Annotated in this window: 23 protein-coding genes; 11 read left to right on the top strand and 12 right to left on the bottom strand. The window is 50.8% G+C overall.

The genetic code is table 11. The annotated features are described in order from the left end of the window. Window positions 1-11 precede the first annotated feature (11 nt). Window positions 12-1,766 carry a RagB/SusD family nutrient uptake outer membrane protein gene (locus BOC67_RS06240; RefSeq protein WP_291908394.1) on the top strand — a complete coding sequence of 585 codons (1,755 nt, stop codon included), beginning with the start codon at window positions 12-14 and terminating at the stop codon, window positions 1,764-1,766. 74 nt (window positions 1,767-1,840) lie between these two features. Here BOC67_RS06240 and BOC67_RS06235 read toward each other — a convergent pair whose 3' ends face one another. From BOC67_RS06235 to BOC67_RS06225, 3 genes are read right to left on the bottom strand one after another with little or no spacing between them, the layout of a single operon-like run. After that, window positions 1,841-3,289, bottom strand: coding sequence for a Gfo/Idh/MocA family oxidoreductase (locus BOC67_RS06235; protein WP_291908392.1), 1,449 nt, complete (start codon window positions 3,287-3,289; stop codon window positions 1,841-1,843). A gap of 47 nt (window positions 3,290-3,336) precedes the next feature. Continuing rightward, window positions 3,337-4,029 carry a gluconate 2-dehydrogenase subunit 3 family protein gene (locus BOC67_RS06230; RefSeq protein WP_291908390.1) on the bottom strand — a complete coding sequence of 231 codons (693 nt, stop codon included), beginning with the start codon at window positions 4,027-4,029 and terminating at the stop codon, window positions 3,337-3,339. 12 nt (window positions 4,030-4,041) lie between these two features. After that, entirely contained in the window at window positions 4,042-5,781 is a 1,740-nt protein-coding gene (locus BOC67_RS06225) for a GMC family oxidoreductase (RefSeq protein WP_291908388.1), read from the bottom strand. A gap of 81 nt (window positions 5,782-5,862) precedes the next feature. On the opposite strand from BOC67_RS06225, the gene BOC67_RS06220 reads away from it, so the two are divergent. Continuing rightward, a complete protein-coding gene (locus tag BOC67_RS06220) occupies window positions 5,863-7,326 on the top strand; it encodes a gluconokinase (protein WP_291908386.1) in 1,464 nt (487 codons plus the stop codon). Window positions 7,327-7,414: 88 nt separating this feature from the next. On the opposite strand, the gene mutL is transcribed toward BOC67_RS06220, so the two are convergent. Beyond that, window positions 7,415-9,313, bottom strand: coding sequence for a DNA mismatch repair endonuclease MutL (mutL, locus tag BOC67_RS06215; protein WP_291908385.1), 1,899 nt, complete (start codon window positions 9,311-9,313; stop codon window positions 7,415-7,417). A gap of 273 nt (window positions 9,314-9,586) precedes the next feature. On the opposite strand from mutL, the gene msrB reads away from it, so the two are divergent. Both msrB and BOC67_RS06205 read left to right on the top strand, forming a co-directional pair. Then, window positions 9,587-10,069: a peptide-methionine (R)-S-oxide reductase MsrB gene (msrB, locus tag BOC67_RS06210; protein WP_291908383.1), complete on the top strand. Its 483-nt coding sequence runs from the start codon at window positions 9,587-9,589 to the stop codon at window positions 10,067-10,069. A 71-nt stretch (window positions 10,070-10,140) separates the two neighbouring features. Continuing rightward, window positions 10,141-11,160: a GyrI-like domain-containing protein gene (locus BOC67_RS06205; RefSeq protein WP_291908381.1), complete on the top strand. Its 1,020-nt coding sequence runs from the start codon at window positions 10,141-10,143 to the stop codon at window positions 11,158-11,160. Window positions 11,161-11,214: 54 nt separating this feature from the next. Here BOC67_RS06205 and BOC67_RS06200 read toward each other — a convergent pair whose 3' ends face one another. Beyond that, entirely contained in the window at window positions 11,215-11,493 is a 279-nt protein-coding gene (locus BOC67_RS06200) for a YciI family protein (protein ID WP_291908380.1), read from the bottom strand. Between the two features lie 265 nt (window positions 11,494-11,758). Here BOC67_RS06200 and BOC67_RS06195 point away from each other — a divergent pair, with 265 nt between their 5' ends. The 4 genes from BOC67_RS06195 (at window position 11,759) to BOC67_RS06180 (ending at window position 16,084) form a co-directional block, all read left to right on the top strand. Continuing rightward, window positions 11,759-13,570, top strand: a complete 1,812-nt coding sequence (locus BOC67_RS06195; RefSeq protein WP_291908379.1) for a hypothetical protein — start codon at window positions 11,759-11,761, stop codon at window positions 13,568-13,570. Window positions 13,571-13,784: 214 nt separating this feature from the next. Then, on the top strand, window positions 13,785-14,435 hold the full coding sequence (locus tag BOC67_RS06190; protein WP_291908377.1) for an ATP-binding cassette domain-containing protein: 651 nt from the start codon (window positions 13,785-13,787) through the stop codon (window positions 14,433-14,435). A 12-nt stretch (window positions 14,436-14,447) separates the two neighbouring features. After that, window positions 14,448-15,647 (top strand): FtsX-like permease family protein, encoded by a 1,200-nt coding sequence (locus tag BOC67_RS06185; RefSeq protein ID WP_291908375.1) that lies wholly within the window; start codon window positions 14,448-14,450, stop codon window positions 15,645-15,647. A gap of 116 nt (window positions 15,648-15,763) precedes the next feature. Then, window positions 15,764-16,084 carry a Dabb family protein gene (locus BOC67_RS06180; RefSeq protein ID WP_291908374.1) on the top strand — a complete coding sequence of 107 codons (321 nt, stop codon included), beginning with the start codon at window positions 15,764-15,766 and terminating at the stop codon, window positions 16,082-16,084. A gap of 42 nt (window positions 16,085-16,126) precedes the next feature. Here the strand turns inward: BOC67_RS06180 and BOC67_RS06175 are convergent, their stop codons facing one another. Beyond that, on the bottom strand, window positions 16,127-17,362 hold the full coding sequence (locus tag BOC67_RS06175; protein ID WP_291908373.1) for an NAD(P)/FAD-dependent oxidoreductase: 1,236 nt from the start codon (window positions 17,360-17,362) through the stop codon (window positions 16,127-16,129). An 80-nt stretch (window positions 17,363-17,442) separates the two neighbouring features. On the opposite strand from BOC67_RS06175, the gene BOC67_RS06170 reads away from it, so the two are divergent. Next, on the top strand, window positions 17,443-17,742 hold the full coding sequence (locus BOC67_RS06170) for a YbaB/EbfC family nucleoid-associated protein (protein ID WP_291908371.1): 300 nt from the start codon (window positions 17,443-17,445) through the stop codon (window positions 17,740-17,742). Between the two features lie 315 nt (window positions 17,743-18,057). After that, entirely contained in the window at window positions 18,058-18,624 is a 567-nt protein-coding gene (locus BOC67_RS06165) for an N-acetyltransferase (protein ID WP_291908369.1), read from the top strand. A gap of 39 nt (window positions 18,625-18,663) precedes the next feature. Here the strand turns inward: BOC67_RS06165 and BOC67_RS06160 are convergent, their stop codons facing one another. Beyond that, the gene (locus BOC67_RS06160) at window positions 18,664-19,143 is read right to left on the bottom strand and encodes a hypothetical protein (RefSeq protein WP_291908368.1); all 480 of its coding nucleotides are present in this window, start codon (window positions 19,141-19,143) and stop codon (window positions 18,664-18,666) included. A 139-nt stretch (window positions 19,144-19,282) separates the two neighbouring features. Between BOC67_RS06160 and BOC67_RS06155 the strand changes: the two genes are divergently transcribed. After that, entirely contained in the window at window positions 19,283-20,407 is a 1,125-nt protein-coding gene (locus BOC67_RS06155; RefSeq protein ID WP_291908367.1) for a hypothetical protein, read from the top strand. Here the strand turns inward: BOC67_RS06155 and BOC67_RS06150 are convergent. The 5 genes from BOC67_RS06150 to BOC67_RS06130 all read right to left on the bottom strand — a co-directional run bounded on the left by BOC67_RS06150 (window position 20,393) and on the right by BOC67_RS06130 (window position 24,446). Then, window positions 20,393-21,037 carry a DUF2306 domain-containing protein gene (locus BOC67_RS06150; RefSeq protein WP_291908366.1) on the bottom strand — a complete coding sequence of 215 codons (645 nt, stop codon included), beginning with the start codon at window positions 21,035-21,037 and terminating at the stop codon, window positions 20,393-20,395. The genes BOC67_RS06155 and BOC67_RS06150 overlap by 15 nt on opposite strands. Beyond that, a complete protein-coding gene (locus BOC67_RS06145) occupies window positions 21,037-21,807 on the bottom strand; it encodes a hypothetical protein (RefSeq protein ID WP_291908364.1) in 771 nt (256 codons plus the stop codon). The genes BOC67_RS06150 and BOC67_RS06145 overlap by 1 nt, the downstream gene beginning before the upstream one ends. Window positions 21,808-21,846: 39 nt before the next feature. Continuing rightward, window positions 21,847-22,563 (bottom strand): hypothetical protein, encoded by a 717-nt coding sequence (locus tag BOC67_RS06140; protein WP_291908362.1) that lies wholly within the window; start codon window positions 22,561-22,563, stop codon window positions 21,847-21,849. Window positions 22,564-22,629: 66 nt separating this feature from the next. After that, window positions 22,630-23,691, bottom strand: coding sequence for a GTPase ObgE (gene obgE / locus BOC67_RS06135; RefSeq protein ID WP_291908360.1), 1,062 nt, complete (start codon window positions 23,689-23,691; stop codon window positions 22,630-22,632). Between the two features lie 161 nt (window positions 23,692-23,852). Then, window positions 23,853-24,446, bottom strand: a complete 594-nt coding sequence (locus BOC67_RS06130; protein ID WP_291908358.1) for an adenylate kinase — start codon at window positions 24,444-24,446, stop codon at window positions 23,853-23,855. Between the last annotated feature and the right edge of the window lie 254 nt (window positions 24,447-24,700).

Below are 24,700 nucleotides of genomic sequence, written 5' to 3'. Positions count from 1 at the left end.
TCTTAAGCGCTATGAAAAAACTGCAATTATTCAGCTATATATGTGGACTGGCAGTGCTGGCAGTTACCATTGTTTCGTGTAACAAGGATTTCCTGGAAAAGAAGCCGCTGTCCGAGTTCGAGGAAAGTGACGTCTGGAAGGACAAGGGGCTGATACAGGCCTTTGTAAACGACCTGTACGTGCAAATGCGGCCCGGCTTTAACGAGGTAATGCTCAGCTCCATGTCCGACGAAAGCCGGTTTATCCACGATTATAACACCTCCCGCGTAGTGCAGGGAAACATGACGCCGGACGACCTCGGCGGGCTTAACGACTTCGCCCGCTGGGCGCCGCATTACAAAACCATCCGTAACTGCAACATGTTCCTCGAAAAGATTAAGGACGTGAAAGGCATCGACCAGGCGCTGATCAACCGCCTTACCGGGGAAGTGTATTTTATGCGGGCATGGTATTATCACATGCTGGTAAAGTATTTCGGAGGGGTGCCGCTGATCACCTATACGTTTAACCTGAACGGGGAAAACAGCGACTTCTCCAAGGTGGAACGCGCGAAGTTTACGGATTGTGTCAACTTCATTGCGGACCAGTGCGACAGTGCCGCCAAATATCTCCCCAACAACTACGAGGAGATCGACAACAAGGGCCGTGTTACAAAGTACGCCGCCTATGCCCTTAAATCCAGAATGCTGCTGTACGCTGCCAGCAAATTGTACAACGATCCCGGCATACCGGAAATGACGGCTTTAAACAAAAACGAAACCAATATGGCCACGGCATTTGCCACGCGCGCCTTAGCCGCGGCCGATAGTGTAATTAATTCCGGCCTTTATTCTCTCTACAAACCCACCGGCAACGGCACTAATGACTATGCCCGCGTTTTCCTGGACAAAGGAAATGCTGAGCTGATCTTTGTGAAGCTCTTCGATAAATCCCTCCTGGGTACCAGCCATGATAAATACAATGGCCCGAACGGTTACCACAACTGGGGCGGTAATGTGCCGATCGAAAACTTTGTATCCGGCTACCAGATGGCGGATGGCTCGGCCTTCTCCTGGGCGGATCCGGATAAGGCGGCGCACCCTTATGCCAACCGTGATCCCCGCTTTTATGCGACCATCCTCTATGACGGCGCCAAGTGGAAAACCCGGCCGGCGGACGCCCGGCAGACGGACCCGGTGGGCGTTATCCAAACCGGCCGCTATGAAAGTGCAAACGGGAAAGACAGCGTATGGGGGCTCGATACCAGGAATAGTACCATCGAAAACTGGAACGGTACCTTCTCCGGTTATTACCTCCGCAAATTCATGGACATCAACCTGGATGCGCAGTTCCTCAACGGCGATCAGAGCTGGATCTGGCTGCGTTACGCGGAAGTGCTGCTGAACCGCGCGGAAGCATCCCTGGTGCTGAAGGACTACCCGGAAGCCCGCCGCGTGCTGAACATGGTGCGTACCCGCGCCGGCATGCCGGCCACCACGCTGGATGGAGAGGAGCTGTGGACTGTCTATAAATACGAAAGAAGGTATGAACTCGCCTATGAAGAGCACCGCTTCTTTGACGTGCGCCGCTGGATGGATGCGGCGACCGTATTCAGCGACGATGCGAAAGGCATTGACGTGCGGGGTTCCTTTGTGCCTGGCCATCCGTTTAAATACACGGTGTTTACCATGCAGGAACGTACCTTCAACAAGCAAAACTATTTTGCGCCGATCCCTTCTTCGGAGCTGCGTAAAACAGATGCGCTGAAGCAAAATCCATTCTATTAATAGCTGCGCTTAAAAGAACAGGGGCTGGACAATTATTTGTCCAGCCCCTGTTTATTTTGGGAATCTGATAAATGTTATACCCCGAGTGACCAGCCGTCGCGATAGGTTCTTTTCACGAACTGGTTAGCCGGATCGAAGTTGGTGATCTTCATGTTAGGACCATCCCACAGCAGTTTGATATAACGGCCCGGGTAGTTGAATCCTTTGTTGTCCGGCTTCGGCTCGCGGACGTCGTAGCTCCTGATGGCGAGGTTGCCCATGAGGATACTTTCCGTCAGCGGACCGGCGATGTCAAACGGCGAGCTGAGCGCTTTGGCTTTGGCGCTGTCGTAGCCGGCAATGGCAGCGTTTACCCACTGTACATAGTGGCCTTCCGGTACGCGTGCGATGGTTTGCGGCACTTTCACCTGTTTGGTGCGGGAAGTAGGCAGCAGCTGCGGATCACGGCCGTAGGTGCCGCACATCATTTTGCCTTTTGTACCGATGAAGATAACGCCGTTACCGCCATCGCCCATTACTTCGTTAGGGCCCAGTTCCTCCGGACGCTCCGGCTGAATACCGCCGTCCATCCAGTGCATGGTGATTTCCTTACCTTTTTTGGTAGGGAATTTCATGATCACGTGGGAAGAAGGAGGGCAGCTTTCCGGGAAGTAGCCGCGTTTGAATTCGTCCACATACACGCTGCCGACGCTGGCTTCCACAGATGTAGGGTAGCCGAGGCCCAGTACGCGGAAAGGCGGTTCGATCAGGTGGCAGCCCATGTCCCCCAGCGCGCCGGTACCATAATCCCACCAGCCGCGCCAGTTAAACGGCACGAGGCCTTCCACATAATCTTTTTTAGGCGCAGTACCCAGCCAGAGGTCCCAGTTCAGTTCAGACGGAACAGGGGCGGTGGATTTAGGCCACTGGATGCCCTGCGGCCATACGGGGCGGTCCGTCCATACGTACACGGTATGCACATCGCCGATCAGGCCGGCGTTGTACCATTCCATGAGCTGGCGCACGCCGTCGCCGGAGGCGCCCTGGTTGCCCATCTGGGTTACTACCTTATAGCGTTTAGCCGCTTCCGTTAATTTGCGGGCTTCGTAAATATCGTGTGTGAGCGGTTTCTGTACATACACGTGCTTACCCAGCTGCATAGCGCCCATGGCGGCTACGGCGTGCTGGTGGTCCGGTGTGGATACAGATACGGCGTCAAAATTCTTATGTTCTTTTTCATACATCTCCCTAAAGTCAGTATAGAACTTCGCTTTAGGGAATCTTTTCACTGCTTCTGCTGCGCGGCGTGTATCCACGTCGCAAAGGAAGTTAATATCAGCAGGGCCTTCTGCAAAGCCGGTGATATCGCTGAAGCCTTTACCGCCAACACCAACGGCAGCTACGCGGAGTCTGTCGCTGGGCGCAACAAAACCTCTCCCAAGAACATGACGTGGAACGATCATGAAACCGGCGGCAGCGAGCGCTCCGTTACGGAGAAATGACCTGCGGGATACCTGGTTTCCCTCATTCTTTTTTTCTGGCATAACTTGAATGATTAGTTAATTTATAAATATAGCAACACTTTCCGCTGTTAGTCCCATGTCATAATCTTGGTCCTGTCCTCTATCTTCAGGCATTCCGCGAGGGTCTTCTCATCGTAGGACAGTCCGTATTGCTGCAGCACGTCATCAGGCACCCCATCCCATTCGTTAGGGGTGTTCCCCACATAGCCCAGGTCTTTGATACCGATTTTGCTGGTAAAAAATCCCGTGGCGGTAAGATTACGCATGAGGTTGAAAAAGGCAACGCCCTGGCTCATTTCAGGTTTTGCTTTCTCCGGGTATGCAATATCGTCAACTATTGCCAACCTTTCTTCAGGTGTGGATTCAGAAAACGATTTATTAACACGTTTGGCAGACTGAACGTCGAGCCAGCGGAGGCCGCCGCGCATAGGCAGTTGCAGTTCCGGCTTATCTTTTACGATGAAGCCGATGAACTTGGGTACGCCGGCATCGGTGGCGCTGCCGGAGTGTTCATCTGCCGGGATGATGATATCTGCCAGTATCGCGATGGTTTTCATTTCAGCATCGGTGAAGTAGGGCGCTGCGTTCAGCTGCTCGTCGCGCACCTTTTCGTCTTCTGTACGGCCGTAACCCGGGGTCTTGGCTTTATCGCCGCCTTTTCCCGCATCTGTTTTCTTATTATCGCATCCGGGGGCAGTCAGCAGGGCACTTACAGATAAAGTTCCCAGCGCAAGTGCTTTAAGGGATTTTCTTCTATCCATGTTAGTGTGGTTTTAAATGTTCTGTTTTTTCAATTGGTCCACGATGTATTCGGATGCGCGCATGGAGAGGGCGAGGATAGTCCAGGTAGGATTTTTATCCGCCTGGGATACAAACGCGCCGCCATCCACGACAAACAGGTTTTTACATTCGTGGGCCTGGTTGAATTTATTTAATACAGATTTACGCGGGTCGTCGCCCATGCGGGTAGTACCTACCTCGTGGATAATGCGGCCCGGGTTTTCGAGGCCGTACATGGTATCGGCGCCGGGTTTGGCGCCATTGGGTACGCCGCCCATTTCGTGAATGATCTGTTCGAAGGTATCCTGCATGTGTTTGGCCTGTTTGATCTCATGATCGGTCCAGGTGTAGTTGAAGCGCAGTACAGGGATACCCCATTTATCCACCACATTCGGATCGATTTCGCAGTAGTTCTCTTCCCGGGCAATACATTCGCCGCGGCCTGCAAAGCCTACCTGCGCGCCAAAGAAGCGGCGGTAGTCGTCTTTCAGGCCGGCGCCGTAGCCGCCGGCGGGCTTGGAGGACCCGTCTTTAGCAGGGTACTTGCCGTTCATGCGCTCCATGCCAAAGCCGAAGCCATAGCCCGGCATATGCATACCGCCGCCAAATTCGATATGGTAGCCGCGCGGGAAGTCGAGTTTCTTATTATCGCCCCACCATGGAATATAGAGGTGCATACCGCCGGTACCATCCTCATTATAGCGTTTACGGTCCATCAGCTGCGGGAGGAAGGCGCTGCGGGAGGCCCCGGTGGAGTCGTGCAGGTATTTACCCACTACGCCGCTGCCGTTGGCAAGTCCGTTCGGGAATTTGGCCGATTTGGAATTGAGCAGCAACCTGGCGGATTCGCAGGCGCTGGCCGCGAGGATGATTACTTTTGCGTTAACGGAATATTCCTGGAGGTCAGTTTTATCGACATAAAGTACGCCGGTGGCCTTGCCGGAATTGTCTGTCAGCACTTCCCGCGCCATCGCGTTCGTATAGAGGTCCACGTGCCCGCTCTTCATGGCCGGTTTAACCAGCACGGAAGAGGAGGAGAAGTCGCCATACACGGAGCATCCGCGGTTACACTGGCTGCAGTAAAAACACGGGCTGCGGTCCTTATTAACCGGCCTGGTGAGGATGGAGAGTCGCGCCGGAATCACGGGAATTCCCAGTTTACCCGCCGCTTTCTTAATCATCAGCTCATGGAGCCTGGGTTTGGGAGGAGGGAGGAAGAAGCCGTCCGGTTCATTCGGGAGGTTTTCCTTAGTGCCGAATACGCCGATCATTTTATCCACCCGGTCGTAGAACGGGGCTACCTCTTCATAGGAAATAGGCCAGTCGTCGCCGAGGCCATCATAGCTTCTATGTTTGAAGTCGCGCGGACCAAATCTCAGTGAAATACGGCCCCAGTGGTTGGTACGTCCGCCCAGCATGCGAGAGCGGAACCAGTCAAACTCCGTCCCGTTCTTTTTCGTATAGGGCTCGCCGTTGATTTCCCATCCGCCGTAGGCTGCGTCAAAGTCCCCGAATGGACGGGTAGTGCTGGCGCCCCGGCGAGGTGATTCATACGGCCATTTCAGTTGGGTCATTTGATCCGGGTCCGCAGGATCGTATTTTGGACCAGCTTCCAGGAGCGCGATTTTAAGGCCTGCGTCCGAAAGTATCTTGGCTGCCATGCCGCCGCCGGCGCCGGAACCAACGATACAAACATCGTAGACCTTTCCTGTTTTTTTAATTTCAAAAGCCATTTGCGTGGAAATTTTAGACTTATTTATGAATCACAGGTTTTAAATCTATAAATTAAATGTGTAAAAAAGGAAGGTTTTTTTATGAGCGATCACATGACCTATATCATCGGTTCGGATATCGGGACCAGCAGTACTAAATCGATTTCGCTGGGAATGGACGGGTTGGTGAAATGCAGTTTTCAGGAGGCATATTCCACCTCGCATCCGCAGCCCGGATTTAGTGAGCAAAACCCTGCGGTTATTTTGCAGGCCGTGAAGGACGGTATCCGCAAGATCGTGCAGCAGCAAGGCTTTGCGCCGGCGGCCATCTGTTTCAGCAGTGCGATGCACAGCCTCCTGCCCCTGGATAGCGCCGGCACGCCTCTCACGCCCCTGATCATCTGGGCGGATAACCGCAGCCGGCATTACGCGGAAACGCTGCGTGCATCGGCATTGGGAGAGGAGATATACCACCGCACCGGCACCCCCGTTCATGCTATGGCCCCTTTGAGCAAGATCATCTGGCTGCGGGAAGAAGCCCCGGAGATATTCCGGAAAGCCGCCCTCTTCCTGGGCATCAAGGAATATGTGATCCGGGAGCTGTTTGGGCAAAACCTGGTAGACCATAGCATTGCCTCCGCCACGGGGCTGTTTGATATACGTACCTATCAATGGAACGCTACCGCCCTGGCCACTGCGGGCATAGGGGAAGGGCAGCTGCCGAAGCCCGTTCCGGCGGATTATGTGATCCGGGGGCTGAAGCCTGCCGTGGCAGCGGAACTGGGCATCCCGGCGGATACGCCTTTCGTCATCGGGGGTAGCGACGGGTGCCTGGCGCAACTGGGCAGCGATGCGCTGGATGCCGGCCATGCCACGCTGACCATCGGTACCAGCGGGGCGGTGCGCATGGCCATCCCGCAGGTGGCGACGGATAAGCAACAGCGCCTGTTTACCTACCTGCTGACGGACGGGGTGTATATCAGCGGAGGGGCGAGCAACAACGGCGGGATCTTGCTGCAATGGCTCGTGAAGGACTTCCTGCGGGGCGCCATTCCCATGGAGGAGCTGTTGCCGGCGGCCCTGGCATTACCGCCGGACGATTTGATCTGTTTGCCTTATTTACTGGGAGAGCGGGCGCCCATCTGGGATAGCAGCGCATCGGCTTCGTTTATAGGTATCCGTCCGCATCATGCCGCGGAACATTTTACCCGTGCCGTGATGGAAGGCATCTGTTACGCCCTGCTCAGCATTACCACCGCCCTGGAAGAGACGGCGGGGCCTATCCGCAAAATTTCCGTGAGTGGCGGCTTTACCCAATCCCATGGCTGGATTCAGCTGATGGCGGATATTTTTGGAAAAGAGATGACACTGGATAACCGCCCGGATGCCTCGGCCCTCGGAGCTATTAAATTAGGGGCAAAAGCCCTTGGATTAGCCCTGGGGAACGGAGGGGACGGTGAACAACTGGCATTTTCCCCCGATAGCCGGTATGCAGCCCACTACAGGCAACAATATGAGCGGTTTATATCTCTCCATAAACTATTAAAAACCATGGAGCCCCGGTAGTATTACAAAAGTAAGGAGTATAATAAACGGCAAGCGGCTGACTAATATCACTTAGTCAGCCGCTTATTGTTTTTATTATTAGTAGTTTTTATTGATTTCTTTCAAACATCCTCGCCAGGTCCGTCAGCTTAAAGGAGATGAAGGTGAATTTGCCGCCTGGCGCCACATTAGGCATGGTGCAGGCAAACAGTTCATCGATGATGTTCTGCATTTCGCGGGCGGTCAGCACTTTACCGGCCGGGATGGCGTTGTTGCGGGCCATGGAGCGGATCAGGTGCTCGCGCCTGTTTACTTTGAGCTCGTGGGAGAAGTGTTTGAATTGTTCCAGCAGTCCTTCGATGGTAGCCTGGTCGTTGCCGGTCTGGATGTCAGCCGGGGTACCGCGCACTACGAAGGTATGGTTGCCGAATGGCTCCAGGTCGTACCCCAGGGCCTGCAGGTCCGGTAACATTTCCGTTACGATGGCTGCATCGGCCGGGGGCAGCTGCAGCGTTTGCGGGAAGAGGCTTTGCTGGGTGGCCACCGGCGTTTCCTGGAGGGCGCGTTGATAGCGCTCGTAGAGGATACGTTCATGGGCGGCATGCTGATCGATCAGGATAAAGCCTGACTTGATCTGCGAGAGGATGTATTGCTGGTGTACCTGGACGGGTACTTTCTGGTCCTTGGAGGTTTCCTGCCAGCGCTCATCTATGGCGGAGGCGGTGGCCGCAGGCTGCGCGCTCTCGTAGGTAACGGCGGTGCGGGTTTCCGGCTCCGGCTCCGCGGAGAAGGCGGTGGTGTAGGATTCCGTTTCAGGAGCAGCGGCCTGGTACAGGTCTTTCCAGTTTTTCAGGTTGCTGTTGCTGCGGTCGATCACGTGGGCCTGGTGGGCCTGGCTGAAGGACTTGTACAGCGGGCTGTGGGTCGACTCGTTCCGTTGCTGTTCCGTGAAAGGTTTGCTGACTGCGTCCAGCGCCTGGATGCTTGGATCCAGGTCAAAGTCGAGCGTAGGCGTAACGCTGAACTGCGCCAGCGCGTGTTTTACGGCCGCCTGCACAAAGGCGTACATTACTTTTTCGTCATCGAATTTAATCTCCTGCTTGGTCGGGTGGACGTTGATATCCACGTGTTCGGGATTGACATCGATGAAAAGCACGTACAGCGGGTAGCTGTCGGCCGGGATAATATCCGCAAAAGCGTTCATTACCGCGTGGTGCAGGTAATGGCTTTTAATAAACCGGTTATTGACGAAGAAGAACTGATCGCCCCGGGTTTTCTTGGCAGTTTCAGGTTTGCCAACAAATCCGTAGACGTTCATATAATCGGTGCTTTCCTTCACGTTTACCACGCGGGCGTTGTAATGCTGGCCCAGGATGGCGATGATGCGCTGTTTGAGCGAGCCTTTATCGAGATGGAAAAGCTGTTGATTATTGCTGGTGAGGGTGAATTGCAGCTGCGGGAATGCCATGGCCACGCGGATGAATTCATCCACGATGTGCCTCATTTCCGCCGCGTTGGATTTCAGGAAGTTACGACGTGCGGGAACGTTGAAGAACAGGTTCTTCATGGCGATGGAGGTGCCTTCCGCCGTCTGGCAGGGTTCCTGTACTCTTACGACGCTGTTATCGATTTCTATATAAGTACCGATATCGGTGCCTCTTTTCCGGGTTTTGAGTTCTACCTGGGCTACGGCTGCGATGGAAGCCAGCGCCTCTCCGCGGAAGCCCATGGTACGAATGGAAAAAAGGTCTTCTATGGTCTGGATCTTAGAAGTTGCATGACGTTCGAAGCACATTCTGGCATCGGTTTCACTCATACCGCCACCGTTATCGATTACCTGTACTAACTCCTTCCCAGCATCTTTTATGATAAGATGGATTTCTGTTGCGCCTGCGTCCACTGCATTTTCCAGTAACTCTTTCACCGCTGATGCCGGTCTTTGAATCACTTCTCCTGCAGCTATCTGATTCGCTATATTGTCTGGTAATAAATTGATGATGTCCGCCACTTACTAGCCTTTTGCCGCTAAGTTAACAATTTATAGCCTATTGCTCACACGTGATTATCAGAGTGTTTGAAAGATTTAGGCCGGAAATTTGATAAATATCCTCCGGATTTTGGGGTTTACTCAATCCATAAAGCTCATTCGTACGTACTTTTTTACATGAAAATTTAATATTGAGGATATAGTTTTTTACAATTTCATAGCAACTTTAGTGTTAATCAGTCGTTAGTCAATATCTAAACAGCTAAACTCAGTAACGACGAAAATCAGAATTTCATGCAAGATGGAAAAAAGAAATCAGATGTATATTCCCGTACTGACACCGGGAAGGTTAACCTGACAGATGAGGAATGGAAGGATGTATTACCACAGGATGTTTATCACATTGCCCGCGAAAAAGGAACCGAATGGGCGTTTACCGGAAAGTACTGGAACAGCAAGGAAGAAGGCAGTTATTATTGCGCAGCATGCGGAAATCCCTTATTTATTTCGGATGCAAAGTTTGAGAGCAGCTGCGGCTGGCCAAGTTTCTTTCAGCCGGTGAACAAAAACAGCGTCATTTACGCGCCGGACAACAGCCATGGGATGTACCGCACCGAGGTTTTATGTGGCAGATGCAGGTCGCACCTCGGGCACGTTTTTGATGACGGGCCGCCGCCAACCGGCCTTAGGTATTGTATCAACTCCGTAATACTTGACTTCGAAAAGGCGCAGGAAGCCGAAAAAAAATTCCAGCAAAAGAATCCTGAAGAGCAATAAAATGGCTGAAACCAGGGAGTTATTACTAGCCAAAAAAGCTGTACTTTTATAGTAATCAACCCCTTACAGTTATGAAGGCTTTAAAGGTTATCGCCTGGATCATAGGAACTTTACTTTTTTTATTCCTCGTGCTGGTTTTCATAGCACCTACAAAACTGCATGTGGAAGCCGCTTCAGAGATAAATGCACCCGCCGGCATTGTATGGAATAACATTGTAAAGTTTGAGCGCTTCAATGAATGGAGCACCTGGCGGCAAATGGATTCAACCACCACCTATACCATTATTGGCGATGATGGTACCGTTGGAGCGGTCTATTCCTGGAAAGGTCAGAAAATCGGCGAAGGAAAGCTCCAGCATCTCTCCCTCGAACCTTATAAAACGGTTCAGCAAAAAATAACCTTTATAAAACCATTTCAATCCGAAGCGGATGTTTTTTATAACCTCTCCGAAGCCAATGGGAAAACCCGGGTGGTATGGGGTTTTGACGCGCGCTACAACCGCCCGCAAAATCTCATGTCCTGGCTGATGAAAGGGGCCATCCAGTCGGATTTTGAAAAAGGGTTGCTCAATCTCAAGAGCATGTCCGAGGCTGATGCCAAAGGGCCGGGGGCGCCTAATGGCGTAAACGAAACGGTTAAGGAAATGAACTATCCCGCCACTACGTTTGCCATTATACGTAAAACCATCTCCCAGAAAGAGATTACGAAGTTCTATAGTACGAACCTCTACCAGATCTACCAGGCCGCTACGGCTGCAAAACTGCAGCCGGGCGTACCCTGTGGCTTATATTTTACCTGGGATACCGTAAAACATCAGACAGATATGGCCGCAGCCGTGCCTGTACCCGAAGGCAGTACCCTGAAGGGAAATGGGATCAGTATCATAAAACTCCCTGCTGCCAAGGCTTTTTATGTGGACTATTACGGCCCGTACGATAGGATAGTAAATGCTCACGCCGCCCTGATGGACTATGCGGATGATAAGGGTAAAAAAATTATCCCGCCAATGATAGAAATGTATGTGACAGATCCCGGCAAAGAAAAGGACAGTAGCAAATGGCTCACAAAAGTCATTTACTTTATGCAGTAGGTAAAGAAGATGAAAAGTTGGCCTGAATGGATGAATGGGAGAAAAACAGCGGACCTATTTCTCTAACAGGGTGGCATAGGTTTGCGGCTCAAACTCAATGATCTCGTAAAGCGCCAGCTGGAATTTTTCCAACGGATCCTCCTTCATGATCTCTTCCACTTCTTTTCGGCTGGATGCCTTACATAATATCAGGGAGCCGGATTTAGGCTTGCGACGGCCGGACAGGATAAATTGGCCTGTCTCAAAATATTTTTGCAGGAACGCCGTGTGCGCCTCCATAAAGTGTTCAACAGCCGCCACCGGGCGGATGTACTGTAGCAGGATCAGAAACATGGTTTTTCTATGGTTTTAGTGATCAGTTTCATAGTAAGTAACAAAGGTATTAACTATATCAGTTAAGAAATTATTGTAAGCGATTGGGAAAAATAAGACATATAAGCTGTAAAAATATACGTACTTTTGACACCGTGAAATACCACGATAGTGGGAATGTGGTTCCAATGGCCCCGAGATTTGTGCAGCCCGATCGATATGTCAAGAATCCCGTCGCCACCTGTTTCTACCTGTGCATATTTTATCTAATATATTTTAATCATTTATGAAAAGGACAATTTCCAAGTTGTTGTTAACCGCTGGCGTAGCCGCGGTCATGTTGTCTGCCTGTTCGAAAGTGCCTGAAGAGAGCAAATACATCCCCAAAGAGGCTGGACTCGTGCTGGAACTGAATGCCAAACAATTGAGCGAAAAATTAGTGACCAATGGTTTTACCATGGATAAACTGATGCAGGCCGCTCAATCCGGCGATAGTGCAAAAGATGCCAAATCCTGGGAAGAAGCTAAAAATTCAGGTATCGATCTGACATCCAACTTCTTCGTTTCATTCGTCTTCAAAGGACAGATGAGCGAAAACAAATCCTATATCGAAGCAACCGCATCCCTGAAAGATGCCGCCAAATTCGAAAATTTCCTGAAAACCAACCTCGCCGGCTACGAAATGAAAACCGGTAAGGACTTCAAATATACGTGGGATAAGAAGAATTCCGCGTTAATTACCTGGAATGACAAAACCGTGTTGTACCTCACCCAGCTGCCTACCAGCAAGCTGAGTGGACTGCCCGGCGCTACGGACGTTCCTGCTGCCGGTGATACGGAAGAAGGCGTAGACGAAGAGGCCTACCCGGTAGACAGCGTCACCAAAGCGGATGTTACGCCTGTGGCCAACGTTACTGCGGAACTGCCGGATGAAGCAGCCGTACTCCTCACCGAAGCCGATCACCTCTATCACCTGAAAGAGGCGGAAACCGCCGGTTCCCTGGAGCCTTTCAAAAAATTACTGAAAGAAAACGCTGACATCAGCCTGTTCTTCAACTCCGAAGCTACCTATAACAGCGGTATGCTCACCATGCTGCCTGCCAACTTCAAAAAACTAATGGAAGGTTCCTATACCACCGCTACTGCCAACTTCGAGAAAGGTAAAGTGGTAATGAACACCAACAGCTACGCCGGCAAACAAATGATGGAAATCTTCAAAAAATACGGCAAACGTGAAATCGATATGGACATGCTGGATAAATATCCGGGTGAAAATATCACCGGTTTCCTCGCCTATGCCTTTGATTTCCACATGATCGGCGAAATCGTGAAATCCGTTGGTATGGACGGTATGGTTAATATGATGCTGTCCCAGAAATCCGGCCTCACCATGGACGACCTGCTGAATGCCTTCGATGGCCAGCTGGTATATGTATCCTCCGACTTCCACATGGAACGCGTACCTAACCCGTACTTCGAAGGTGATACAATGGATAAGCCTAAATCCAACTGGATCTTTAACATGAAAGTGGCCAACAAGGAAGCTTTCAATAAAGTAATGACTTCCCCGCTGCTGTCCGGCATCTTCACCAAAGAAGGCGATAAATACGTACTGGCGAACCCTGAAATGGGCGCTACCATGCCAGCCATGTCCCTGACGGAAAAATCCATCACCCTCGGTTCCGACTCCGTACTGCTGGATAAATACCTGGGCGGTAAAGGCAAAATCAAACTGCCGGAAGGCGTTAACGGTAAAGTGAAAGGGAACATGCTCTATGGCTACCTCGATTTCGAAAAACTGGCCAGCGCAGTACCTATGAACAGCGTGGGCGAAGACGAGAAAGCCGTGGTAACCAAAGCCAAAGACCTCCTGAAAGACCTGACCATCTCCGCAAAACCAATCAGCGGCGATGTACAGAGCGGCGAAGTAGTGTTAAACTTCCGGGACCAGAACAGGAACAGCCTGGTGCAACTGGTAGAAGTAGCTACAGAAGCAGCTAAACTGGCAAAGGCGAAAGAAGAGAAAAGAAAACAGGAACAAGCCGCGGAAGATAGCCTGTACAATATGGTACCGGTGGATTCTGCTGCTATTCAATAATAGGTGCAAGAGATTATTTTTATGCCAAACGCCGCAATTGCGGCGTTTGGTTTTTATGCGTTGTTTACGCGTGGTTTATACCTGGTTTTTATGCACCTATTTTAAATTGAGCTTTTATATTGGGCCTTTATATTGGGCCATTATAATGAGCGCCTTTATCCCCGTTTTATACCCCGCCCTGCGGAAACCAGACCCAAAATATTATCTTAGCCTCATGCAAATTCAGCTCGATCAACTCCTGCCTGTTCCCCTGAAGGATAAGATCCTACAACGGAAATCCGGCATTTGGAATGAAAATATCGTTTTTAATCCGGGCAGCTTCGTGAAGATCAAAGCGCCCTCCGGCACCGGCAAAACTACACTGGTGCACTACCTGTATAATATCAGGAACGACTATACGGGAAAAGTCCTGGTAAACGGGAAGCCCTGGAGCGAATACGGCCGCAACGAAATAGCCTTCCTGCGCCAGCAGCAGCTCAGCGTCATCTTCCAGGACCTCCGCCTGTTTGAACAGCTTACCGCCCTTGAAAATATTGAACTCAAACGCGTCATGACGCCAACGCCGTACTGCACGCCCGAAAAGGTAGCAGCGATGGCCGCCAGGCTCAATGTAACGCACGTACTCCACCAAAGCAGTAAAACCCTGTCCTACGGCGAAAGGCAGCGCATCGCCATCATCCGCGCCCTCGTACAGCCGTTTGAATGGCTGCTGATGGACGAGCCCTTCAGCCACCTCGACGAAGAAAACACCCGCCGGGCCGCCGCGCTCATCGCTGAAGAATGCAGCGCGCGTAAAGCAGGATTTATATTAACCGACCTGGACGACGATCAGCACTTTGCCTATAATGTGCTGTACCAGCTTTAACCTGATGTTGACATGCAAGCTTTTTTTGCCCTTCTGAAAAAAATTATAAGAACCGGAATCGGTAAAGGCAGGTTTATCATGGCCTCCCTGGGCCTGGGCATCGCCATGGTGCTGATCCTCATCGCCCTGCAGGCGAATTCTGATTTTAACCAGCTGCTGTATAGCGATAAAAACCAGAACGAAACCGCCGACTTCCTCGTCATCAACAAAAAAGTGACGAACAGCATGATGGGGCAGCCGCAAAAAACGGTGTTTTCCCCCGAAGAAATTGAAAATATCCGCCGCCAACCATTCGTACAGGCGTCCGGGTTAATCACTTCCAGCAAGTTCAAAGTGGTGGCCCAGGCCCCCGGCGAACTGCATTTTGCCACGGATATGTTCTTTGAATCCGTGCCGGATAGCTTTATAGACGTGAAGGAAGAAGAGTGGAAGTGGGAGCCCGGCAACCGCATCATTCCCATCATCCTGCCCAACGACTTCCTGAACCTCTACAACTTCGGGTTCTCCCTCAGCCAGGACCTGCCGCAGATCTCCCAGGAAACGGTCAAAGCCCTGCCCCTGCAAATCGTGATCTCCAACGGCCTGATCTCCGAAACCTATACCGGCCATATCGTTGGCTTCTCGGATCGTATTTCCTCCTTCCTGGTGCCGGCTTCTTTTATGGACTGGGCCAACGAAAAATACGGCGCCGCCGGCACGGCCGCTACCGCCAGCCGGATCGTCATTAAAACCGCGGACCCTTCCAACCCCACGCTGGTCAAGTTCCTGGACGATCATGGCTATACCACCAACCAGGACAAGCTGAAATTCAGCAAAACCAGGGTGATCGTGCAAACAATTGTATCCGTCATCGGTTTCTTCGGATTGGTACTGCTGTTCTTCGCCCTGCTGGTTTTCAGCATGTTTATACAACTGATCATCGCTGCCTGCAAAAAGGAAATCCAGCTGCTGGTAACCCTGGGTACAGCGCCCAAACAGCTCCAGCGCTACCTGCTGAAACAGTTTGTGCCACTGTATATCATTATCGGGATAGTATCCCTGTTAATAGTGGTAGCGCTGCAATACCAGGCGCACCTGGTGCTGGCCCGGCATGATATGGCCGTGAGCCCGCTGCCTGCAGTGTGGACGTTTGCCGGAGCGGTAGTAGTAATCGCCCTGGTGTATATAGTAAACCTGGTAACGGTGCGGAAATATATATTACAGGATCAGTAAAAGGGTTATTATTTATGAGTCCCCGTTTTTCATAAAAAAGCCACCGGATACAAAACGCACCTGTTCCTGCGCCGGCACCACCCGCAGTAATTAATCCGATTTTAAATATTCCAACGATGAAAGCAAACGAAAAGAAATTTGTTCACGTAGTGAACTTCTACCTGAAACCAGGCCTGAGCGAGGAAGAAGTGAGAAAGTTTGAGGCTGGCGTGAGTACCCTCGGTACCATCAGCGAAATCCAGGTGTTTAATGTGGGCAAGCCCGCTTCCACCAACCGCCCGGTAATTGACAAAAGCTACAGTTATTGCCTGCTCTGCGTTTTCAGGAACCAGGAGGACCATGATATCTACCAGTCGCACCCCGTGCACCTGAACTTTGTGGATAATTGCAAGCACCTCTGGGAAAAGGTGATAATATTTGATTCCGAAACGATCTAAAGTGCAAAGGAAGCTGCGAGGAGCAGCTTCCTTCACCATATCTTACCTGTTAAACAGCAGCTTCACGTAAAACATAGGTTTCCCCAGTTTCTTCCGCAGGTCCACCTCGTGGAACATGCACGACATCAGCTCCTTCAGTTGTTTATTTTTAGACCCCATCTTCATCAGCCAGTTAAACAGCCAGGGGTATTTAATCAATTTTTGCAGCTTGGTACTAACCTGTAATTCCGGGCCCAGGATGCGGTACACGTCCTCGTCATAGGCATCGAGGAATTTATCGGAGTAGTCGTTGGCGGCAATGGCGGCAGCGGCCTTCTGCGCGGCAATGCGGCCGGAATAGAGCGCGTTGCCGATACCTTCCCCGGTAAACGGATCAATGAGGTAACCCGCATCGCCTACCAGCATGTATCTTTCGCCGTGGAGCTTCCGTTTTTTACTGCCCAGCGGCAGGCCATAACCGTCTATAGAGCCTACCAGCTCGGCATTGGCAAACCTTTCCTTCATTACCGGGTCGGCCGCCAGCGTATCAAGCATTAATTTTTTCAGGTTGATCTTATTATTACGGGCATTGTTGCTGAGCATACCCACGCCCACATTGGCTTCCCCGTTGGGCAGCGGGAATATCCAGAGGTAACCCGGCAGCATCTGTTTGAGGAAGTGCAGCTCGATGAAATTATCCTGGTGAAGACCCGTAATGCCTTTATAGTAGGCGCGGATGCCGGCCACATAATGCTCCGGTTCCATTTTGATACCCGCTACATCCTTGGTGAAAGAGGAATGCGCGCCATTGGCTACGATCACCAGCTGGGCTTTTACCTGGAAAGTGCCGCTGTTGTTGGAAAGCAGGTAACCGTCTTCCTGCAGTTCGTATTTATCGATGCTGGTGCCTTCGTAAAGGGTGATTTCCGGGCGGCGCTTCATTTCGTCTACCAGGAAGTTATCGAAGTCGATACGCTTGCACACAAAACCCCTCGGGTTCGACATATCCTGTTGGTAATTAGGCGAGTACGGGATGTCCATACCAATCCGGTTAGGCGCCACAAACTTCACGCCCCAGCTGTCCATCTTAAAAACGGCCTGCTGGAGTCGTTTACCCATATCTTTATCTATACGTTCGAGTATGGTGAGCACTTTCCCACTGAGCCCGTCGCCGCAAACCTTATCCCTCGGGAAAACGGCTTTATCCACCACAATAGAAGGAATGCCCATCTGGGCCAGCTGGAGGGCTGCGCAAGCGCCACCGGGGCCGGCACCTATAATACAAACTTTTGTTTCCATTTTTACTGATAGTATAACCAGCTGTTAAGATACGGAATACTGTAATAGCTTATCTTTACAACCTTAAAAATTAGTAAGATATGTTCGATTTATTTGGTAAGCTGTCACAGATCCAGCAAAAAATGAAAGAAGGAAAAGAGCGCCTGGCCAATGTTATCCTGGAAGGGGAAGCCGGCAATGGCGCAGTGAAAGTTGCTGTAGATGGTAACCGTCAGGTGAAAAGCATCGACGTAGCTCCCGAATTGATGACCCCGGAAAGAAAAGAAGAACTGGAAGACCTGATGATATCCGCCCTCAACAAAGCCCTGAAAGCTGCTGAGAACAGCTGGGAAGCTGAAATGAAAAATGCTGCCGGTGGCATGCTGGGCGGTTTACTGTAAGAGATAGCATAAAGTTTTAACAGAGGGATGTGCGCATTACGGGCACATCCCTTTATTTTTCCCTATCGCGTAAGTTGTTTTTCCTTTTCGCGCTACACAGGCATTTCAAATGCCCTTTCTTTGTATCCACGATTACACAACCCTACAGAATTTGTAAATACTTTTCTGAAATGATATACTACCGGGGAATTAGTTTCCCTGGTTTTATTTTTTGGGGGAGAGATCTAAGCCCGCACTGCAGTACGTTTCCCGGTTTATCTACATTATCTGGCAAGGCATGGAACGGGATTTGGCCCCTCCACTGAAACGATTTGTATGCACGAAGACGCTGATGAAAAAGTGGTCGTCAGATTGGCCACCGCCCTGGATCTGGAATTTGCATTGCCCATATGCGCCGAAATGGAAGCTTCCGCAAAAGCACGCGGCACGGGGATTTCCCGCCGTGATCCCGCGGATATCAAACGTAAAATGCTGGAAGGGAAAGCAGTGATCGCCTTTACCCGCTCCGGCATATGGGCCGGGTTTTCGTATATCCAAACCTGGGAGAACGCCCGGTTTGTATCCAACAGCGGCTTGATCGTGGCGCCGGCATTCCGGCAGCTGAAAGTAGCCAGCGCCATCAAGCAAAAAATATTTGAATTAAGCCGAAGCCTATACCCGCATGCAAAAATATTCAGCATCACTACCGGGCTGGCCGTGATGAAACTGAATAGCAGACTGGGTTTTGAGCCGGTCACCTATACCGAAATCACACAAGACCCTCAATTCTGGAAAGCTTGTGAAAGCTGTTCCAACTATCCTGTACTGGCGTCACAGGGCTTTAAAAGGTGCCTATGCACCGCCATGCTCTTTGCGCCGGATGAAAAACCCTGCTATACATAAGGTTCGCAGCAACAGCGGTGGTGCATATACACTGCCGCTTTATTCTTTTACCTCGCATTCCAGGAAGGTGCCGGAATACCGGCTTACGCTGAGGCGTAATACACTGCTGGTCTCTATCTGCATGAATATCTCCGGGGTAACATCTACCTTGCTGATCCCAAATTCATTCTGGTCCACCACCAGGTAATGAGCGGTTACGCCCAGTTCATTTGAACTTTTCTTGTCCACCACCCGGGCTGTAAATTCCGCTTTATGCTGCTGCTGTAAATCCTTGCGTAATCCCTTAATGGTATGCAGCCAGAAGTAAGCCAGCAAACCCACAAAAGCCAGCGTCACCGCGGAGAAGAAGTAAGCAGGCGAGTGGCGGCTGCCCTGTACGATCACCACGCCGGCGCCAAGAGCGGTAATTACCAGGAAATACTTTGCCAGCGTGCCGATGGCTTCATACTTGGTGGCCAGGTTGCATTTGACGATGTAGGCGTCCTCGGAGGTAAATGGCTGATAATGTAATTGGTTCATATAGGTTGCGTTTTTTCAGTGCGTGGATAGTGTAAGCAGATATCTTTTTAATGAGATGCAGCCGGTAAAATTTTCCATAAACGAATTTTTAGCTCAGCATGGCAGACTTCACTATATTTATCATTCAAAATCCTGTTTTATGCGCTTTATACCATGGGTAGCATTGGCAGCCCTGTTAGCCGCCTGTAACAACAAATCCGCCGAAGAAAAGAAACAGGCGGTCAACTTCCGGTTCACCGCCAACGCCTTGTATAATGAGGACTCCGTAAGGCTGGCCGCAAAGCTGCTGGATGATAATAAGGCCGCTGCTGAAAAGAAGTTCCTCGAAGCCGTGGACGCCTACCGGAATAAAAAACAATACCTCGAAGGAGCAGCGCTGTTCCAGGCATCCATCCTGCTGCAACCACAGGCCAAATCCTACTACGAATTAGGCAACGCCCTGCTGGATGCGGAAAAGAACCAGGAAGCCATTAAAGCCTACAGCATGGCGGAAGCGCTGAACTACAAGCCCCTGCACAAACTCCTGTTCAATAAAGCCTGCGCTTACTCCAAAAGCGATAAGCTGAAGGAAAGCCTGGACCAGCTGGTAACGGCTATCGAGTTCGGCTATACGAACCTGGACAATATCATGAAAGATCCGGACCTGGAAAACCTCCGTAAAAACGGGTACAACTTCAACAGCGCTGTACGCGATGCCTTCAGCGGCATTGGCGATGCGGACAAGCTGCAATGGAATATGTTTCTCCGGGAATTCAGACAGCTGGACCTGCCGGTAACTTTTGATAAAACCTATATCACCACCCGGGAGCTAACGGATATTTCGTACGACTATGAGCGTTATGTTTCAGAGATGAGAAATGCCAAGTTTGAACGAGAAACCGGGTCGCTGTACTACTTTGTGGGATTGGTTAAAAAAGATACTGCCTTTAAAACCCTCTGCTATGCCGTGGATGATAAGGCCCTGGAGGATTATAAGTGGCCGTATTACCTGCTCGCAAGCTATGATAACAAGGGAAAGCTGATCGACAAATTACTCGTCGGCGGCCAGCAGCTGGACGATAATCCTTACCGCGTCGGGGAGATCAGCAGCAACGGGGAAATTACCGTGACCGATTTTGAAATCACCTACGAAAAGCCGGTAAGCGAAACGCGCTTCAACGAAAACAAGGAAGTAGCTTCCAAAGAGGTAAAGAAAGCGTTTTATACCATCGCGGCGGACGGGCATTTTGTGCAAAAGTCCAATGAGCCCTTAGCCCTGCGCTAAGCGCCGGCGCTGGTATTGGATATAGATTTCGGCCAGGAGGAGGTTAACCGTCCAACTGAGCCAGGATACCATTACATATGCAGTGCGCGGATGCAGCTGCATATGTAATGCCCCCATAAGATACACATAGAACCGCAGGGTCAGTGCGGACAAGGTGAGCGCGTAGCTCCGCAGCATCCACTGCTGATGCGCATCCCAAAGGCGTTGCAAAGCTCTTCTCCACCCTATAACGGTAACGCCTATCCATAATACCGATAACAATACAAAACTAATCCTGGCAGCCATCCCGCCGTTGGCATAAAAAGCCATGACCAGTCCGGATGGGCCGCTGATAAAGATGACCACCACCGCATAGGTTTTGCCCAGGCTGCGGTGGATCTTCGGATACCGTTGCAGGAGGTAATTACTGAATTGCAGTACACCGGTGATCAGCACAATGGTGCTTACAAATACATGAATGTAAAAGCTGAGTCGCCATGGCTTTACATGCCATGCCATCTGCTTGGTACGCAGAAAGTCGGTATAGCGTTCAAATGTGCTGTAGGGCAGGCTGAGCTTAATCATCAGCCATGTTCCGTACGCAATCATCAGCACGGCAACAGCAGTCAGTATTTTCCGCCATACAGCCATTAGCCCGCATAAATTACTCTGAAGAACAGGCTGTCGGATTTCAGCTCGTTGCCATAAATCTCTTTGTCCGGGTTGGCCGGCGTATAGTCGAACAGGGTGCTTTTTACTGGCCAGGAGGAGGTGGGTATCCAGTTGATCAGCACTTTGGTAGAATCGTTTTTATTCATCGACCAGCTGCCCCTTACGGAGATGGCCTGGTCGGAATAGGTGCTGTCGTTAATCTTTGTGTACAGCAGCATGGATACGGAGCCATCGCGGCCGAGCGTCAGCTCGCTGTTGCTATCCGTGTTGATATAATATTCCGCCACGCCGGGCACGTAGTCGGCGCCCTGGTCTATATCCCCTACGTGCCGCAGTTTAAACGTCTTGGGGGTGGTGGCGGCAGGGTCGTTAGGCGTCCATTTGCCGCTGGCGGTTTTGTCCGCGGGGTTAAAGGTGATCTCAAACTTGCCGTCATACGGATTATCGCCGGGTTCGGAGAGGGTGAGCAGCCACTGATCGCCCTTTTGGGCCATTTCCCCTTTAAGGTTGCGGCGCAGGGACTTATGAATATTGTAGCCGGCGGCCTGTCGCCCGTTGGCGTAATTGATGGTAATGTAGATGGGAGAGCCGCCAAAGTCGCCACTGTAGATGCCTTTGATCACAGCGGCATCGGCCGGTCTGCCCGTGGAGTCGGCAGCTTCCGCGGTGGTCTTTGTTTTGTCTGTATGCTGGGTGCAGGCCTGCATCAAAAGGCAGGTACTGAAAAAAGCAATTGTAAATATTTTCATGGGGAGAGATTCAATTTCAGTAAATATATTAAGTCCGCGTTATTTAAAAGCCACATCGATGACGAGGAGCTTATTAATATTTTCGGAACTATGCTGCAGCATCCCGGTTACCTTCAGGTAATAACGGGTAATGGCCACTTTACAGGGGGCCTGCGGAAAGCTGCTGATAGCGGCAATCTTGCTGTATATATCCTTTCCCAGGTGCCTGAAAACGTATTGCTGCAGTTCCAGCGCTGATGTAACGGGGAACTGGGTACGTTGTTCGCGGGTATATTTCTTACAGATGAAGAAGTTATCGGCTTCGGGGATGAGGGGCTCCCAGTCGGATTTGAAATGCCGCCAGTTCCGGAGTACATGGAGGGGGTTCCCTTCAATAACGGCGCTGGTTTCATACCGCTGGGATACATGTATCTTGGCATTCCCCGGGGAGGTAAAGGTGAGCATTTGCCCTTCCAGCGAATGCGGATGCTTTAAGGTAAGATAGATGGTATCCGGCCGTAGCTCGAAGTCGTTCTGGTCCGGCGTGGGCAGGAGCCAGTCGAGCGACAGGTAGGAGCTGCCGAAGCGTATGTACGTGGTGCTATCTGTGTTTGCCACGGACACTTCGTTGGAGGCGACCCTGGTAGCGGGGCTTGCGGGCGGAGCTACCAGTTCCATGGTGTCAATTTGTACCGTTCTCTCCTGTTTGGGAGGCGCCGGTGAATGGCAGGCAAAGAATGTTGGCAATAGGGCTGCCATCAGGTAGTAAGTTTTCATGATACGGGGGAATATTAAACCATTACATGTTTCGCTTTAATATCCTCGTTTGACTGCGACAGTTTGTTATTCTGCATCGGCCTCGTCTTCTTCTTCCTCTTCCTCCTGGACCTTGGTATCAGGGATTCGGTTGGTATCGGCAGAGAGGGCGCTCCAGAGCATGTCTTTCAGTTCAGTCAGTCCCTGGTTGGTGACGGATGAAATGAATACATGCGGAACGTCTTCCGGCAGCTCGGCAGAAATAGCGGCTTTCAGCTCATCGTCCAGCATATCGCTCTTACTGATTGCCAGCAGGAACTGTTTGTCGAGCAATTCAGGATTATATTGTTCCAGTTCATTGACGAGTACTTCAAATTCTTTCCGGTGGTCGGCACTATCAGCAGGAATAAGGAATAATAATACGGAGTTTCTTTCGATATGGCGCAGGAAGCGGTGTCCGAGGCCTTTGCCTTCGTGGGCTCCTTCGATAATTCCCGGCAGATCGGCGATACAGAAGGACCTGTTATCGCGGTATTGCACCATGCCCAGTTGCGGTGTAAGGGTGGTGAAGGCATAATCGGCCACTTTGGGTTTGGCGGCGGTAATGGTGGAGAGGAGGGTGGATTTACCCGCGTTCGGGAAACCTACCAGTCCTACATCGGCCAGCACCTTGAGCTCTACGATTTTCCAGCCTTCTACGCCCGGCATGCCCGGTTGGGCGTATTCAGGCGTTTGGTTGGTGGCGGATTTGAAATAGGCGTTTCCGCGGCCGCCCTGGCCGCCCGGCAGCCAGATGATCTCCTGGCCGTCGTGCAGGATTTCGGCTTCTATTTCGCCGGTTTCTTCGTCGCGGGTTTGGGTGCCTAAAGGAACTTCAATGATGATATCCTTACCAAAGCGTCCGGTACAGTTGTCACCGCTGCCATTCTCCCCGTTCTCTGCCAGCAGCATTTTGTGCCAGCGGAGGTGGAGCAGCGTCCAGAGCTGTGAGTTGCCACGGAGGATAATATGCCCTCCACGGCCACCGTCGCCCCCGTCGGGACCGGCTTGTGCGTTAAATTTAGTACGCATAAAGTGCATACTGCCCGCGCCGCCTTTACCAGACCTGCAAAATACACGGATATAATCTACGAAGTTCGCTTTTTCCACTATTGACCTTGATTTTAAAAGACTGTATCCCCTGATACAACCACAAAATAAAACGCAAAGATCGTGAAGTTTACGTAAATAGCACAGGATCATGTGCTAAATCGCGCATACCAACAATCTTTGCGTTGTATATCAGTCCCTGAAAGCTCCGTGCAAACAGCTTAGGAGCTAACTTTCTCCCCCAGGAGTTCGTCTATTTCTTTAGACAGCAGTTCGAAAATCTCTTCTACGCTGCCATCGCCTTTTACTTTTTTAAACTTGCCGAATTTAGCGTAGTGGTCAGCTACAGGGGCAGTTTTGCTATGGTATTCCACAATACGTGCTTTTACCACATCCTCATTGGCATCATCGCTGCGGCCGGAAGTCAGACCCCTGTTCAGCAGGCGTTTGATCAGCTCTTCCTCCGGTACTTCCAGCGAGAGTACTACAGAGATAGCGGTTTTTTTCAATGCGAGCAGCTTATCCAGCGCCTCTGCCTGGGCAGTGGTACGTGGGAAACCATCGAAGATGAATCCACGTGCGTCCGGGTTGGCGTCCAGTTTAGAACTGATCATACCGATAACTACTTCGTCCGGTACCAGTAAACCCTGGTCCATGAACTTCTGGGCTTCCAGGCCCAGGGGCGTCTTGTTTCCTATTTCACTGCGGAGCAAATCACCGGTGGACAGGTGAAGGAGCCCGTATTTATCAATAATCTTAGCACTTTGTGTACCCTTGCCGCTGCCGGGAGGGCCAAATAAAATGAGATTGACCATGTGTATTAAAAATCTTACTTACTAAAAAACGCAAGGTTGCAAATATAACAAACAATTGAATGCTTTGGTAATTAAAATTACGATTGATTAAAAAATCTAAAAATTTTTCGAAAAATACTAAATGCAATTCAATTATCTAGTGGAAACAGTAAAATATCTTCAATGGCATTACATCTAATTTAGTAATAAACTTCTTATCTGACAAAATCATATAATCATTATTAATAATTAGTTGATTGCCACTGGTTTTAGTG

The sequence above is a fragment of the Chitinophaga sp. CB10 genome (assembly GCA_001870995.2).
GTDB lineage: Bacteria > Bacteroidota > Bacteroidia > Chitinophagales > Chitinophagaceae > Chitinophaga.
Note: the sequence above shows the minus strand (reverse complement) of the source record. Positions and strands in the feature narration are given on the sequence as shown.

Excerpts from the sequence above, each read along its gene's own strand:
- BOC67_RS06240 (WP_291908394.1), top strand. The coding sequence starts at position 12 with ATGAAAAAACTGCAATTATTCAGCTATATATGTGGACTGGCAGTGCTG.
- BOC67_RS06235 (WP_291908392.1), bottom strand. The coding sequence starts at position 3,289 with ATGCCAGAAAAAAAGAATGAGGGAAACCAGGTATCCCGCAGGTCATTT.
- BOC67_RS06230 (WP_291908390.1), bottom strand. The coding sequence starts at position 4,029 with ATGGATAGAAGAAAATCCCTTAAAGCACTTGCGCTGGGAACTTTATCT.
- BOC67_RS06225 (WP_291908388.1), bottom strand. The coding sequence starts at position 5,781 with ATGGCTTTTGAAATTAAAAAAACAGGAAAGGTCTACGATGTTTGTATC.
- BOC67_RS06220 (WP_291908386.1), top strand. The coding sequence starts at position 5,863 with ATGAGCGATCACATGACCTATATCATCGGTTCGGATATCGGGACCAGC.
- msrB (WP_291908383.1), top strand. The coding sequence starts at position 9,587 with ATGCAAGATGGAAAAAAGAAATCAGATGTATATTCCCGTACTGACACC.
- BOC67_RS06205 (WP_291908381.1), top strand. The coding sequence starts at position 10,141 with ATGAAGGCTTTAAAGGTTATCGCCTGGATCATAGGAACTTTACTTTTT.
- BOC67_RS06200 (WP_291908380.1), bottom strand. The coding sequence starts at position 11,493 with ATGTTTCTGATCCTGCTACAGTACATCCGCCCGGTGGCGGCTGTTGAA.
- BOC67_RS06195 (WP_291908379.1), top strand. The coding sequence starts at position 11,759 with ATGAAAAGGACAATTTCCAAGTTGTTGTTAACCGCTGGCGTAGCCGCG.
- BOC67_RS06190 (WP_291908377.1), top strand. The coding sequence starts at position 13,785 with ATGCAAATTCAGCTCGATCAACTCCTGCCTGTTCCCCTGAAGGATAAG.
- BOC67_RS06185 (WP_291908375.1), top strand. The coding sequence starts at position 14,448 with ATGCAAGCTTTTTTTGCCCTTCTGAAAAAAATTATAAGAACCGGAATC.
- BOC67_RS06180 (WP_291908374.1), top strand. The coding sequence starts at position 15,764 with ATGAAAGCAAACGAAAAGAAATTTGTTCACGTAGTGAACTTCTACCTG.
- BOC67_RS06175 (WP_291908373.1), bottom strand. The coding sequence starts at position 17,362 with ATGGAAACAAAAGTTTGTATTATAGGTGCCGGCCCCGGTGGCGCTTGC.
- BOC67_RS06170 (WP_291908371.1), top strand. The coding sequence starts at position 17,443 with ATGTTCGATTTATTTGGTAAGCTGTCACAGATCCAGCAAAAAATGAAA.
- BOC67_RS06165 (WP_291908369.1), top strand. The coding sequence starts at position 18,058 with ATGCACGAAGACGCTGATGAAAAAGTGGTCGTCAGATTGGCCACCGCC.
- BOC67_RS06160 (WP_291908368.1), bottom strand. The coding sequence starts at position 19,143 with ATGAACCAATTACATTATCAGCCATTTACCTCCGAGGACGCCTACATC.
- BOC67_RS06155 (WP_291908367.1), top strand. The coding sequence starts at position 19,283 with ATGCGCTTTATACCATGGGTAGCATTGGCAGCCCTGTTAGCCGCCTGT.
- BOC67_RS06150 (WP_291908366.1), bottom strand. The coding sequence starts at position 21,037 with ATGGCTGTATGGCGGAAAATACTGACTGCTGTTGCCGTGCTGATGATT.
- BOC67_RS06145 (WP_291908364.1), bottom strand. The coding sequence starts at position 21,807 with ATGAAAATATTTACAATTGCTTTTTTCAGTACCTGCCTTTTGATGCAG.
- BOC67_RS06140 (WP_291908362.1), bottom strand. The coding sequence starts at position 22,563 with ATGAAAACTTACTACCTGATGGCAGCCCTATTGCCAACATTCTTTGCC.
- BOC67_RS06130 (WP_291908358.1), bottom strand. The coding sequence starts at position 24,446 with ATGGTCAATCTCATTTTATTTGGCCCTCCCGGCAGCGGCAAGGGTACA.